This is a genomic window from Algoriphagus boseongensis (genome assembly GCF_004362805.1).
Lineage (GTDB): Bacteria > Bacteroidota > Bacteroidia > Cytophagales > Cyclobacteriaceae > Algoriphagus > Algoriphagus boseongensis.
Genome location: NZ_SNYF01000005.1, coordinates 985,653 through 998,529, shown reverse-complemented (window position 1 = coordinate 998,529; position 12,877 = coordinate 985,653). Strand labels below are relative to the sequence as shown.

The 12,877-nt window shown below is 41.2% G+C and carries 12 protein-coding genes; 6 read left to right on the top strand and 6 right to left on the bottom strand.

Annotated features, from left to right (window positions below; translation table 11 throughout):
* Nucleotides 1-16: 16 nt before the first annotated feature.
* Both DFQ04_RS04335 and DFQ04_RS04330 read right to left on the bottom strand, forming a co-directional pair.
* Nucleotides 17-748 carry an SDR family oxidoreductase gene (locus tag DFQ04_RS04335; protein ID WP_133553036.1) on the bottom strand — a complete coding sequence of 244 codons (732 nt, stop codon included), beginning with the start codon at nt 746-748 and terminating at the stop codon, nt 17-19.
* Complete coding sequence (locus DFQ04_RS04330) at nt 745-1,362, bottom strand: NADPH-dependent F420 reductase (protein ID WP_133553034.1); 618 nt, start codon at nt 1,360-1,362, stop codon at nt 745-747. The genes DFQ04_RS04335 and DFQ04_RS04330 overlap by 4 nt, the downstream gene beginning before the upstream one ends.
* A gap of 111 nt (nt 1,363-1,473) precedes the next feature.
* Between DFQ04_RS04330 and DFQ04_RS04325 the strand changes: the two genes are divergently transcribed.
* Both DFQ04_RS04325 and DFQ04_RS04320 read left to right on the top strand, forming a co-directional pair.
* The gene (locus tag DFQ04_RS04325; protein ID WP_133553033.1) at nt 1,474-1,824 is read left to right on the top strand and encodes a winged helix-turn-helix transcriptional regulator; all 351 of its coding nucleotides are present in this window, start codon (nt 1,474-1,476) and stop codon (nt 1,822-1,824) included.
* 15 nt (nt 1,825-1,839) lie between these two features.
* Nucleotides 1,840-3,000 (top strand): cysteine desulfurase family protein, encoded by a 1,161-nt coding sequence (locus DFQ04_RS04320; RefSeq protein WP_133553030.1) that lies wholly within the window; start codon nt 1,840-1,842, stop codon nt 2,998-3,000.
* Here DFQ04_RS04320 and DFQ04_RS04315 read toward each other — a convergent pair.
* Genes DFQ04_RS04315 through DFQ04_RS04305 form a run of 3 tightly spaced genes read right to left on the bottom strand, consistent with a single transcriptional unit; the run spans nt 2,989 to nt 5,966 of the window.
* Entirely contained in the window at nt 2,989-3,582 is a 594-nt protein-coding gene (locus tag DFQ04_RS04315) for a nucleotidyltransferase family protein (RefSeq protein ID WP_133553028.1), read from the bottom strand. The two genes, DFQ04_RS04320 and DFQ04_RS04315, sit on opposite strands and share 12 nt — an antisense overlap.
* On the bottom strand, nt 3,582-4,697 hold the full coding sequence (locus DFQ04_RS04310; RefSeq protein WP_133553026.1) for an XdhC family protein: 1,116 nt from the start codon (nt 4,695-4,697) through the stop codon (nt 3,582-3,584). The genes DFQ04_RS04315 and DFQ04_RS04310 overlap by 1 nt, the downstream gene beginning before the upstream one ends.
* Nucleotides 4,698-4,706: 9 nt before the next feature.
* A complete protein-coding gene (locus tag DFQ04_RS04305; protein WP_133553024.1) occupies nt 4,707-5,966 on the bottom strand; it encodes a sterol desaturase family protein in 1,260 nt (419 codons plus the stop codon).
* Nucleotides 5,967-6,118: 152 nt separating this feature from the next.
* Between DFQ04_RS04305 and DFQ04_RS04300 the strand changes: the two genes are divergently transcribed.
* The 4 genes from DFQ04_RS04300 to DFQ04_RS04285 are packed head-to-tail and all read left to right on the top strand — an operon-like array spanning nt 6,119 to nt 9,677.
* On the top strand, nt 6,119-7,633 hold the full coding sequence (locus DFQ04_RS04300) for a M20/M25/M40 family metallo-hydrolase (protein WP_133553022.1): 1,515 nt from the start codon (nt 6,119-6,121) through the stop codon (nt 7,631-7,633).
* Entirely contained in the window at nt 7,633-8,778 is a 1,146-nt protein-coding gene (locus tag DFQ04_RS04295; protein WP_133553020.1) for a DUF819 family protein, read from the top strand. Before DFQ04_RS04300 ends, DFQ04_RS04295 begins: the two co-directional genes overlap by 1 nt.
* A gap of 3 nt (nt 8,779-8,781) precedes the next feature.
* On the top strand, nt 8,782-9,198 hold the full coding sequence (locus DFQ04_RS04290) for a DoxX family protein (protein ID WP_133553018.1): 417 nt from the start codon (nt 8,782-8,784) through the stop codon (nt 9,196-9,198).
* A complete protein-coding gene (locus DFQ04_RS04285; RefSeq protein ID WP_133553015.1) occupies nt 9,198-9,677 on the top strand; it encodes a hypothetical protein in 480 nt (159 codons plus the stop codon). Before DFQ04_RS04290 ends, DFQ04_RS04285 begins: the two co-directional genes overlap by 1 nt.
* Nucleotides 9,678-9,735: 58 nt before the next feature.
* Here DFQ04_RS04285 and DFQ04_RS04280 read toward each other — a convergent pair whose 3' ends face one another.
* Nucleotides 9,736-12,792: a VPS10 domain-containing protein gene (locus tag DFQ04_RS04280; protein WP_133553013.1), complete on the bottom strand. Its 3,057-nt coding sequence runs from the start codon at nt 12,790-12,792 to the stop codon at nt 9,736-9,738.
* Nucleotides 12,793-12,877 lie beyond the last annotated feature (85 nt).

The window sequence follows — 12,877 nt, the reverse complement described above, 5'->3', positions numbered from 1 at the left end:
TTAATGAGCTGGTAATTTACCATGGATGTGGGCTACCGTCAAAATTCAAAAAGCTTCCAGTATCCTCTAAGCTTACTTTTTCGACAATATTTTCGATCAAATTTTTGACTGACTCCTCTGTGGTGAAAGTTGCTTTTTGTCCTCCCATTTGGGTTTTAACCCAGCCTGGATTGACATTGACGCAAATTATACCCTCATTCTTGAGTTCAAGGGCCATGGATTTATTCAGGACATTCAACAGATTTTTGCTTCCTACATATCCATAATGTCCTCCAAAAGAAAGTTGGCTGACGGAAGAAAGCCAGCTGGAAATATTGACCACTAATGGGTTTTCGCTTTTTTTCAAAAGAGGCAAAAAGTGCTTGACTACCATCAAAGGAGCTAAGCTATTGATCTGCATTACCTGGAGCATTTCTTGATAATCTAATTGAGCCAGGTAAAAAGCCTTTGCCATTCTGGATTTATCCGGATAGTCTTTTGGATTGATGCCTGCATTGTTGACAATGAGGTCAACTCTTCCAAATAGCTCAGTTGCCCAAGAGGCCAATTCTTCAATTTCCGATTCATTTGCTACATCCAAGGCTTTGGGATAAATGACCAAATCTTGTTGGTTTAATTCATTTGCTGCGTGCTGAGCCTGTTCTAGATTTCTTGCAGTAAGGATTACCTTATATCCCTTTAATCCGAGTTGATGGCACCATTCAAACCCAAGACCTTTTGCGGCTCCAGTGACTAGGGCTACTTTCATCGTTTTAAAAGTTTAAATCCGATTTCACGACCTTGGCCTTGGAACATCGCCAAATTGATCCAATACCAGGCAAATTGCTCTATGAGCTCAAATTTGTCATTTCCTCCAATCGAATAACATTCACCAAATCCGGCGTCTTTCGCGAGCTGGATGGCTGCTCTTTTTCCCAGTTCGCTATCTCCCGCCACAAACATATCAAGGGCAGTATTTCCATAAATTGGATTGACCATATTGTTGAAACCGGTTGTATTGAAGCATTTGACTACATCTAAGGTTTGCGTATTGGCTAAAATAGCCTCAGCCGTTGTTTTGAAGCCTTTTGGCCCCCGGCCCATCACGATATTCATGGAGTCGATGATGATTTTTCCTGTGGTATTTCCGAGGCTTTTTGCCACTTCTACAGCAGCGGTTGCTGGAGTAGCTACAAGAATTACATTGGATAGGCGAACAGCTTCTTCTATTGAAAAAACCTTGGTATTTGGGTTTTTCAACAATTCCTTTCCTTTAAAATTTGAGCTATCCTGCACGCCTAAGTTAATTTCATGGCCTGCCTTAGCCCATTTGGTTGCCAAAGCGCCACCCACATTTCCGGTTCCTATTATTGCGATTTTCATACCCATGGAATTTTTACTTATTAAAGATCGATTATTTACTTTCTAGAATTTGCTTACTTACCTAAGTTTATGATATGCACCTTTTGGTAAGAAATGGAAAAATGAAGCCTTATGCCTGATTTCTTGTTTAACAATAAGCTGTATTACAACCCGGTTGAATTCGCAATGGATAGAATCGGGGGTACTTGGAAGATGCCAATTCTTTGGAGATTAAAGGATCGGATCATGCGCTATGGAGAATTGAAAAAAGACATTCCCCATATCACCCATAAGATGTTGACCAGTCAATTGAGGGAATTGGAAGAAGAAGGATTTATAGTCAGAAAAGTTTATCCGGTAGTTCCGCCTAAGGTGGAATATTCCATCACGGAAAGAGGCCTTGCAGCTATTCCGATTATTGAAACCATTCGAAATTATGGTTTACAACTCATGGAAGACTTTGGGGTTGGTTATAAAAAATAAGCGAGATTTAGGATTATGAAGTATCCGGTTTACCTTGATTATAATGCCACCACTCCTTGTGCTCCTGAAGTAATTGAAGCTATGCTCCCTTATTTTGGAACTCACTTTGGAAATGCTGCAAGCAAAAGTCATCCCTATGGCTGGGCGGCAGAAAATGCAGTAGAGGAAGCTCGGGAAAGAATTGCTCAATTGATTGGAGCAAAAGCCAAGGAGATCATTTTTACCTCGGGAGCTACCGAGTCTATAAATCTGGGAATTAAAGGGATTTTTGATTCCTATTCTGGAGAAAAGCAGCATTACATCACTTGCCAAACCGAGCATAAGGCGGTTTTAGACACCTTTGCAGAATTGGAAAAAAGAGGAGCTGAAGTTAGCTACCTTCCTGTTTCATCTCAGGGAGAGATTGACTTGACATTGGTAGAAAAGTCTATCCAGCCTCATACCAAGATGATCTGCTTGATGTGGGCTAATAATGAAACAGGAATAATTCATCCCATTCAAGAATTAGCTGAAATCTGCGAAAAAAGGAATTTGGTCTTTTTCACTGACGGGGTCCAGGCAGCTGGTAAGGTTCCCGTTTCGGTAAAAGGGATTCATTTAATGGCTATTTCTGCTCACAAATTATATGGGCCAAAGGGCGTTGGAGCCTTATATGTCAGACATAACCATGATTTACCCAAACCAATGGCTCAAATCCATGGAGGCGGTCATGAGAAAGGCATGCGAAGCGGAACGCTCAATGTCCCAGGAATAGTTGGATTTGGTCAGGCAGCAGAGTTAAGGTTTGCCGAAATGGAATTAGAGGGAAAAAGATTGGAAATCCTTCGAAACAAGCTAGAGGCAGGCATTTTGAAGATTCAGGGTACAGCTTTGAATGGAAGTCAGAAAAACAGATTGCCACATGTTTCCAATATTTCATTTGCAGGTGTTGAGGGGGAAGAGTTACTAAAAAAAATCAATCTTAAACTGGCGGTAAGTTCTGGTTCTGCTTGCACTTCAATTTCTCCAAAACCTAGTCATGTTTTGAAAGCCATGGGTTTGGATTCAGATTTGGGAAGAGCATCCATTCGGTTTAGCCTAGGACGAGCTACCACTGAATCTGATATTGACTTTGCGATTGATTGGGTAAAGCAGGTGCTTGAGGAACTTAGAAGTCGCCAAAAATTACTCAGCTAGGATTCTTTTTAGCCTTTCAAAATCTTCTTCCGTATCCAAGTCAATGGCACCTTCTGGAAAATCCATAACAGCCACATCTTCCTGATTTTTGAGAATGACTTTTTTGGCTCCCTCAGTACTTTTTAAGGCTAAGAGTTCGGGAAAATATGCCTTATCAAACAATGCAGGAACGCCTAAAGTGTTGGAATAAGAAGAAGCAACAATTCCTTTTTTACTGCTGGAATGTAGAGCGATTAAGTCATTTATTGAAGAGGAAGTTACCAAAGCCTGGTCGCAAAGTAACAACACCACTTGGTCTGGATTTTCCTCATTCATTAGAAATTTTAATCCAGCTTGCATACTCGTCGCCATTCCTTCTTCCCATTCTTCGTTGATCACAAAAGGGATTTGGTTAGAATTAATGCCTCCTTGGATCAACTCTGGATTCCATCCTAATACTACAACCAAGCTACTGGCTTCACTTTTTAAGGCCGAATCAATGGTTCTTTGCAAAAGTGTTTTCCCCTGAATTTGGATCAATTGTTTGGGTCTACCTAATCGGGTAGAAGCTCCGGCAGCAAGGATGATTATTCCGGTTTTCATCAAGCTTTTTCATGAATTGGCCCATCCTTGTCTTTCAGGAAAATCGGTTGCTTCTTATTTAAAACAGCCTTGATTTCTGCTAAAATTGATAAAGCAATCTCCTCGGATGTTTCAGCCCCTATTTCTAATCCTACAGGTGCGAAGAAATTATCAGACGCCACTTGGATTCCTTTGGATTGAAGGCGCTGGATTAACTTTTCTGTCTTTCGTTTCGGACCCAAAATTCCAATGTAAGGGATCATGCAGGTAATCAACTTTTCCAACACGATAACCTCATATTCAAAATTATGCGTCATCAACAAGGCTACCGTATTAAGATCAGTTTCGATTTGTTCGATGACTTCTTCCGCCTGTCCTTGGATGATTTGTTTGGCTGAGGGGAAGCGTGCCGATGTAGCCAGATTTTTTCTCCCATCGATCAGGATCAACTCGAAACCTAAAATATCAGCGATTTTAGCTAGAGGAATGGTGTCATTTCCTGCCCCAAAAAGAAGGACTCTAGTATTGGGTTTGATCACTTCGAAAAAGACCGAAATCCCGTCCAGATCCTCATAGGTTCTGATTTCATTTTGAGGCTGATCAAATGTCTCCAGCTCATGTTTCAACCTTAACCAAAGCTGAGGCTCAATAAGCTGAGGATTTCCAAATTTATGTTCACCCTTCTTCAAATAAACTGTTCCAACCTGCTCAGACCTTGATCTTGGGATGGAGAAAATACTCAATAAAAGTCCTGTATTTCTATCTTTTAAAGCCTCTTTAATCAATTCAATTGGGTTGGAAGGATTCGCTAAATCAATCGGCTCGATCAGGACATGAATGATTCCATTGCAGCCTAAACCCACTCCGAATTTTTGATCGTCTTCATCCGTGGTGTCATAGGTGACCAACATGGATTTTTGTTGAAAAATGACGGACTGAGCTTTTCTCAAAGCGTCTCCCTCCAGGCAACCTCCACTGATGGCACCAGTCAAGTGTCCATCCTCAGTGACTAACATTCTGGCTCCTGGACGCCTATAGGCAGATCCTTCCACTTTGACCACAGTTGCCAGGGCGACATTTTTTTGTTCTTCTTTTGCTACTTCGTATGCTTGGAGTATAAGTTGAAGCTCCTTCATTTTGGCTAATTAACTGGCTAATTGATAGTCTTCTTTTTTCAGAGAAAACCAAATGGTTAAAACTACTGATACAAAAATGTATCCTACAAAAATGAAAAGTGAACCCGGTAAAAAGGAGTTCAGGCCAAACCAATCTCCGGTCGTAAATACAAAATACATCGCATAAACGGCCTTCAACACTTCCCATGCCCAGGCATTGGGATTTCTATCCATCAATTCTGTGAAGGCATAAACTGTCAAAAACACAAAGCCTCCGTAATAGAAAATTCCCGGGGAACCGATGTCAGCCAAATTCCCAAACAAATAGCTCAACAAAAGAAGCAATACGATCAATTGGGTAAAGGACCAAATCAACATTCCTTTGGTTAGGGAAGGATTATATTTTTCGAAATGATAAACATCCTGAATTTTATTCACCGGATATTTTTTGGCTACATCTTCAGGTCTCCAGCCTAAAGGCATAAACCAGATTTTCAGCTTATCTGACCATTTTTTTGCTCTCCAAGCATCTTTGATCAAGAGCCACAAATGCATGAAGTTGATCTTGATAGGATTCCAAGTTTGAACTGGTCTTGTAACTCCATAAACAGCTGGAATCTCCGGTGTTTCTTCTTTGTAAGTGCCAAACCATTTGTCCCAAAAGATGAAAATCTGTCCATAGTTTTTGTCCAGATATTCAGGGTTGATGGCATGGTGAACCCGATGGTGGGAAGGGGTTACAATGATTTTTTCAAGGAAACCCATTCTTCCAATATGTCTGGTATGATACCAGAATTGGGCGAAAAGATGCAAAGGAGCAACTATGGCGATTACCTGAGGAGGAACTCCCAAAATAGCTGCCGGGATCAGAAATACTGCAAAAATCTTAACAATGCTGGAGATACTTTGTCTTAATGCACATGCTAGATTAAACTCCTCCGAACTGTGGTGGATGATATGGTTATTCCAAAAGATATTGTACTCATGCGCTATTCTATGTGTCCAATATCCTGCGAAATCCAAAGCAAAAAATGCAAGTACATAAACCAGCCAAGTTGCTTCAATTTGAAAAAGACCGAATTTGGAAAACAACCAATCGTAGGAAATAACCACAATACTTAGACCTAAGACGTCTTTGGTGACATTGGTGATTCCTGAGCTTAAGCTGGATATCATGTCATTCAAAGGGACAGTGTCCTTACCCTTCCAAACGCCCCAAAATTTTTCGAACAATACCAGTATAAAAAACGCCGGCATCGCGATCAGTAAGATTTTACCGTAGGTTTCCATTTGAGTTTACTTTTCCAATCCTAAACTTATGCAATACCAAGAACGGATTCAATAAGTTTTAGATTTTTACTCCTTATTTGATTTGAGTCAAGGTATGTTCATTTTTTCATCCAACAAGAAGATTCTTATATTCCACATCCAAACCAGCCCATATGAAACAAATCTTCTTTGGAATATTATTTCTGTTTCTATACCAAATCACTTTCGCTCAGCTTAGTCGACAAGAAATAATTCAGGAATCCGAATCCAACTTGCGGGAAGCTCTAGAAAACTTTAATGCATTCCTGAAAATCCCTAATAATGGATATGTTTCTAAGGACATTCAAGCCAATCTAAATTTTTGTGATTCGGTGATGAAAGCCTTGGGTTACGAAACTCAGGTCCTAACCAAGGATGGAGTTCCAAATCTATTTGCACAAAAGCCTCCAATTCCCGGAAAAAAGACCATTTTGGTCTATTTGCAAATCGATGGTCAGCCAGTGGATAGCTCTGCCTGGAATCAAGCCAGTCCTTATATCCCCGCATTGAAAAAAGAAGAAGGGCCGAGTTTGACTGAAATTCCTTGGAGTAGTCTTAACCAAAAAATTGACCCGAATTGGAAGATTTTTGCCCGATCAGCCTCAGACTCTAAAGGACCAGCGATGATTTTTTTTACTTCGTTGAAAATCATGAAGGAAAGAGGCATCGAACCTGCTGTGAATTTAAAAGTGATCATGGATTTTCAGGAGGAAATGTCTTCTCCGACCTTGGCAGATGTAGTACAGGAAAACAAGGACTTATTCCAGTCTGACGGCATTTTAATCATGGACGGCACGCGTCATTTTTCCAATTTACCCAATTTGGCATTTGGAGCTCGAGGAATAGTAACGGCTACGATTAAGGTATTTGGGGCTAAAAACAATCTCCATAGTGGACAATATGGAAATTTTGCGCCTAATCCGGCTTTTCAACTTTCTAGACTGCTTGCAGCCATGAAATCCGAGGATGGTAAAGTATTGATTCCAGGCTTCTATGAAGGGGTAGAAATCTCTGAAGCTGATTTTTTGGCAATGAGTGCTATTCCTGAGGATATGGAAGAAATGGAAAATGAAATGGGATTTGCGGAAGCTGAAGCGGTTGGTAGAAATTACCAAGAGGCACTCCAATATCCTTCCCTAAATATCAGAGGTTTGAGATCGGGTTGGGTAGGAGATGAAGTCCGCACTTTAATCCCCTCCGAGGCGGTAGTTGAAATTGATATTCGGACTGTCCAGGAAACCCCCAATGAAAGGCAATTGGCCCTTTTGCAAAAATTTGTGATAGATCAGGGATTTTATCTCATCGAAGGAGATGAACCTACCGACGAAGAGAGAAAAACATATCCTAAAATAGCTTCATTCAAAACCCGAAATGGCTCTTTGCCATTCCGAGCGGCAATGGATTCTGACTTTGCACATTGGCTGGATCGAGGTATGGCTTTCGTTTTTGGAGAAAATTATATTAAAACGCGACAGACCGGAGGCTCTCAACCCATGGCTCCATTTATCAATGTATTGGGAATTCCGGCTGTGTCGGTACGTATTCCCAATCCTGACAATAATATCCACGGGCCTAACGAAAACATCCGAATCGGAAATTTTCAAGAAGGAATTCAAACATGCCTGAGCATTTTAAACCAGTCTTTCTGATGCCTTTAAATCCAGACATTCTTGCTTCTTTGATAGTTGCATTGACCGTATTTTTTGTTCTGAAAATCAATAAGGTAAGAAATCGAATTGTAGAGGGAATTTTGAATTGGTTTCCGGCAATTCTTTTCGCTTATGTAATTCCAGCAGGATTTACACACTTATTCGGTTGGGATCTTTCTGGAGTTTACTTGCATAGCTTGAGCAGGAACTGGATTATACCAATTACCCTGCTTTCAGTAATGGCTGCATTGCCCATAAAGCAATTGGCAATCGTGGGAGTCAAACCTTTGATTCTGTTTTTTGCAGGAAGTTTGTTTATCGCAACTTTGCCAGTTGTCTTGGTTGCGATTTCCGTTGGAGTTTCACCAGAGGCTTCGAGCGTTTTTCTGGATAATGACTATTGGAAAGGTTTGGTCCCGATAGTGGGTGGCTGGATTGGTGGAAGTACTTCTCAATTGATTTTAAAGGAATTGGCTCAAACTCCCGAAAATATCTTTCTCTCAGTTTTGGTTTTGGATAATATCCTGGTGAATATCTGGACCATTCTGATGTTTCAGTTTATCAAAAAAGGGGAGGAGCTAAGCAAATTGGTTGGAATAAAAGATTCTTTGCCCATTAATCTGGAAGGAGTTGATCAGGGTTCCGGCAAGAAAATTTATCCTTTGGTGATTTCTTTGATTTTTCTTTCTCTCGCAGGAATTAGCTTCCTTTTGGAACTTTCATTTCTAAATCTGGTAATTATTCTTTCCATTCTTGGGATACTTCTTGGTAACCTGATTCCATCCTGGAATACCCGCTTTTCACTTCAATTGGGCGGGATTTGTATTGTATTGGTCATGGCGATTTTGGGTCTTCGGCTGGATTTCAGCAACCTTACACTCCCTTGGATTTTTGTTGCAATCGTAATCTGCTGGCTTATTCTTCACTTTATGGGAATGCTTTTAGTATCCTGGCTTTTGAGATTGAATTTTATTTGGGTTCCCATAGCTTCGATGGCTAATTTGGGAGGCATATCAACGGCTCCTGCAGTAACGGCAGCTTATCGGAAGGATTTGATGCCTCACGCAGTGCTCTTGGCAATACTAAGTATGGTTACAGGAACTGGCTGGGGGATGCTGACGATTTATCTTTTTAATCAATTTTAAACCATGGAAGGCCGAAATTTATATCAAACCACATTCTTCAATTTGGGAGTTTTAATCCTTCGATTGGGTTTAGGGATTTACTTGCTTCGGGCTAGTTTCTCCTATCTTTTTGAAGGTAAAATGGAAGAACTCACCGGTTTTCTGACTTCTCTTGAATGGCCCATGCCTGAGTTATTCGCTCAACTCTCACAATGGGTGGAGTTTATTTCTGCGATTTTGATTCTATTAGGTTTTAGGTTTGGGGCTTTTACTATGGCTTTCACATTGGCCATTGCAGTTATTTTCGCTCATGGGGGAAGAATCTTGGAGGATGGAATGCTTCCTTTTACACTGAGCCTGTCCTCCTTTGCATTGGGTTTCTTGGGTTGTGGGAAATTTAGTTTGGACTTTTATATGTTGAAAACCAATTCAAAAAGCTGATGGAAATCCCCAGTCTTTCCCATATCAAAAAGGAACTCGGATACCTCTCTGAAAAGGAATTGATCGAGTTGATTTCTGACTTGGCAAAGTTCAGCCGAGACAATAAGGCTTTTCTATACTTCAAGCTTTATGAAAAAGACCAACCAACGCTGTTTGTTGATTCGGTCAAAGAAGAGTTGGAAGATGCCTTTCAAACTGCCAATACCAAGAACTATTACTTTGCCAAAAAGGCCGCACAAGCCATTCGGAGAAAGTTAAATAAAGCGCTCAAGCTCAGTAAGAATAAGGCTGATCAGGCTGAGTTGATTTTGTACTTTTGCGAAAAAATCAAGCTTTACGGCTATTTGAAATTCAGACATCCAGTCTTGACCAATCTTTTTCAAGTCCAACTTCAAAAGGCAGAAAAATTAATTGAGAAATTGGATGAGGATCTTCAATACGACCTTGGTGTAATTCTTTCAGAATTAAAAGAATCCTAAAGCAAAACCCCAAAAGCGCTAAACTTTTGGGGTTTTGAAATTTTTGAAATCAATTGGATTACTTTTTCTCCAATACGATTTTCTGGGGTAAAGTCGCATTTACACGCTTTAAATCAGTTTGTATTATTTGATTCAACTCTGCCAAATGCCCTTCCAATTCCTTGGATAATTCATCAAAGACCACATAGGCTGCATCCGTTGGCCGGGCTTGCCCAGTTTCCACACTTCGCTGAAGGGAAGCCAAACGGTTATTCAATTTGATTGGGAAATTCAAAGGATCCTGCGGACTCTGATTTCTTACCTGATAGAGATTTTCTTCTACCACTTCAAGCTTAGCAACCAGAGCATCAATACGCTTAATTGTAGCGCTATTTGATTTTAATTTGATCGAATCCGCCTGAGATTTAATCTCCCGAATTAAGATCACAGCCTCATTTGCCTCAGAAACTTTGTCCCGAATTTGAATGGCCAGATCAAATTGTTTTTGGATATCTTCTTTGGTCACGCCTTTTAGATTTGGATCCATTTCCAGTTTGAAGCTTGAGCTCTCCTCTTTTCCTAAGGCTCTAACCTTTACCTGATATTCTCCAATTGGAGCCAACGGACCACGCTGAGGCCTTGCACTCCAAATGATCATTCCGTCAAAAACAGTGGCTCCGGGATAGCGCATGTCCCAAGTAAAGGTATTGATGCCGGCTTTTGTACCAGGGCTGTTTCTTTTCTTATCGTCTTTTTTACCGGTATGCTGAGCAACCAAATTTCCTGATTTGTCAGAAATCTCAATGAGCACTTCATCCGCCTCTTCAGGAAGGTAATATTGAATTGCTGCATCATATACCCCTCTAATTGGATTTGCAGGTTCAAAGAGCATTAACTCTTTTTGGGCTAAAGCTTCTTGGGCATCTCGCAGTGGGCGGATATCATCCAATATCCAAAATCCACGTCCATGGGAGCCTAAAACCACATCGTCGTTTTTCAAAACCAAATCCCTAATCGGAGTGTCTGGAAGGTTTAATTGAAGTGATTGCCAATTAGCTCCGTCATTAAAGGAAATGTAAACTCCATGTTCGGTTGCCAAATAGAGCAGTCCCTTTTTCACCAAATCCTCCCGAATTGCTCTGGCAAAATGCCCGTCAGTAATTCCATTGATGATTTTGGTCCAAGTCTTTCCATAGTCAGAAGTCTTGAAAACATAAGGCTGACGGTCATCTACCTGATAGCGGTTTGCAGCTAAATAAAGTGTGCCCGGATTGAATTTACTTTCCTCAATGATGCTGATTCTTGAAAACTTTGGAAGTTCGGCTGGAGTGATATCCACCCAGTTTTTACCTCCATCTTGAGTGATATGGACTTTTCCGTCGTCCGAACCCGCCCAAATGGTATTGACATCATGATTGGATGGAGCTAAGGCAAAAACGGTTGCATAGATTTCCGGTCCATTCATGTCCATAGTGATGATTCCACCGGATTTACCTAAAGTTTCAGGATCGGCATAGGTTAAATCTGGACTGATTTTTTCCCAGGTTTGTCCGTCATTCGTAGTCTTCCAAACATGCTGAGAAGTGGTATACATGATTTTTGGATCAATAGGGGAAAACATGATTGGGAAAGTCCATTGCCATCTTTCTGGAAGGGCTGATGCAGGTTCTCCTGAGAAAAATCTAGGATACACCTGAATGTCTCTGATCTGTCCTGTCTTTCTATTGTATCGTGTTAATAAGGCTCCCTGACTTCCTGCATAAAAAATATCCGGATCTGTAGGACTTTGGGTGATCCATCCACTTTCTCCACCACCTACATCGTATTGCCATCCATGGCCCGGTCCCCGCGCAAGCATATGATCCCAACCTTCACTGGGCATAGCCAAGGTAGTGTTATCCTGTTGTGCTCCTGCCACATGGTAGGGAACATCTGAGGTGGTCATGACATGGTAAAACTGGGACGTCGAGTAATCTTCCTCAGTCCAGGTTTCTCCTCCATTGATACTTACTATTCCTCCTCCGTCATTGGAACTGATCATTCTCAAAGGGTTATTTGGATCGATCCAGAGGTCATGATTGTCTCCATGAGGGACTTGGATTTCCTTATCAAAAGTCTTTCCTCCATCGGTAGATTTCCAGAAATCTACATTTAATCCATAAACAGTATTTGGATCTTTAGGGTCAGCATAGATTCTGGAATAGTAAAATGCTCGCTGCCTAAGCTTTCTCTCGTTATTTACTTTTTCCCATGTCGAACCGCCATCATCCGAGCGGAAAACTCCACCCTCATTGGCTTCTACAATTGCCCAAACTCGCTGTGGATTTGCGGGAGAAACTGTTACTCCAATTTTTCCAATTGGCCCTTCTGGCATTCCCGGATTTGAAGTTAAATCCTTCCAAGTATCCCCACCATCTGTGGATTTCCATAATTTACTGTCTGGTCCGCCTCCCCACATTTTCCATGCTTTTCTATAGACCTGCCAAGTTGATGCATAGATTATTTTTGGGTTGGTTCGGTCGATGATCAAATCTGCTGCGCCGGCTTTATCACTGACGTACAATACTTTTTCCCAAGTTTCTCCTCCGTCCTTGGATCGGAAAACTCCTCTTTCTTCATTCTCTCCATAAGGATGGCCAAGAGCAGCCACATAAACCAAATTCTCATTTTCCGGATGGATTCGGATTCTGGAAATAGCTTGGGTTTCCTTCAGACCCATATGCTTCCAAGTTTTTCCGGCATCGGTTGATTTATAGACTCCATCGCCTTGGGTTATGCTTCCTCGAAGTTGTGTTTCACCACCTCCGATATATACCACATCGGGATTGGATTCAGCTACTGCAACAGCTCCAATACTGGAGGAGGAGATTTGACCATCTGTAACAGGGAACCATTCATTGCCTCCGTCTATGGTTTTCCATAATCCTCCTCCAGTGGCTCCGAAATAATATTCATTGGGTCTGCTGGGACTTCCTGTGCTTCCCAAGGAACGCCCGCCTCTTAGGGGACCAATATTTCTCCATTTGAAACTGCTGAAGTAAGCTGTGTCGACGGGGAGTTGCTGAGCGATAATTAGCTCTGAAGTGAAGGAGTAGAGGCATAAAAATGCCATACTCACTTTAAAAAGGCTTTTCATGAAATAAGGTGGTTGGTTGATTGAATAATTTACAAATCTTTAGGCTATACCAAAGGAATAGATTTAAATCATTGAGCACATTGAA

Bases quoted from the DNA above. Each gene is read 5' to 3' on its own strand.
- DFQ04_RS04335 (WP_133553036.1), bottom strand. From the start codon at position 748: ATGAAAGTAGCCCTAGTCACTGGAGCCGCAAAAGGTCTTGGGTTTGAA.
- DFQ04_RS04330 (WP_133553034.1), bottom strand. From the start codon at position 1,362: ATGAAAATCGCAATAATAGGAACCGGAAATGTGGGTGGCGCTTTGGCA.
- DFQ04_RS04325 (WP_133553033.1), top strand. From the start codon at position 1,474: ATGCCTGATTTCTTGTTTAACAATAAGCTGTATTACAACCCGGTTGAA.
- DFQ04_RS04320 (WP_133553030.1), top strand. From the start codon at position 1,840: ATGAAGTATCCGGTTTACCTTGATTATAATGCCACCACTCCTTGTGCT.
- DFQ04_RS04315 (WP_133553028.1), bottom strand. From the start codon at position 3,582: ATGAAAACCGGAATAATCATCCTTGCTGCCGGAGCTTCTACCCGATTA.
- DFQ04_RS04310 (WP_133553026.1), bottom strand. From the start codon at position 4,697: ATGAAGGAGCTTCAACTTATACTCCAAGCATACGAAGTAGCAAAAGAA.
- DFQ04_RS04305 (WP_133553024.1), bottom strand. From the start codon at position 5,966: ATGGAAACCTACGGTAAAATCTTACTGATCGCGATGCCGGCGTTTTTT.
- DFQ04_RS04300 (WP_133553022.1), top strand. From the start codon at position 6,119: ATGAAACAAATCTTCTTTGGAATATTATTTCTGTTTCTATACCAAATC.
- DFQ04_RS04295 (WP_133553020.1), top strand. From the start codon at position 7,633: ATGCCTTTAAATCCAGACATTCTTGCTTCTTTGATAGTTGCATTGACC.
- DFQ04_RS04290 (WP_133553018.1), top strand. From the start codon at position 8,782: ATGGAAGGCCGAAATTTATATCAAACCACATTCTTCAATTTGGGAGTT.
- DFQ04_RS04285 (WP_133553015.1), top strand. From the start codon at position 9,198: ATGGAAATCCCCAGTCTTTCCCATATCAAAAAGGAACTCGGATACCTC.
- DFQ04_RS04280 (WP_133553013.1), bottom strand. From the start codon at position 12,792: ATGAAAAGCCTTTTTAAAGTGAGTATGGCATTTTTATGCCTCTACTCC.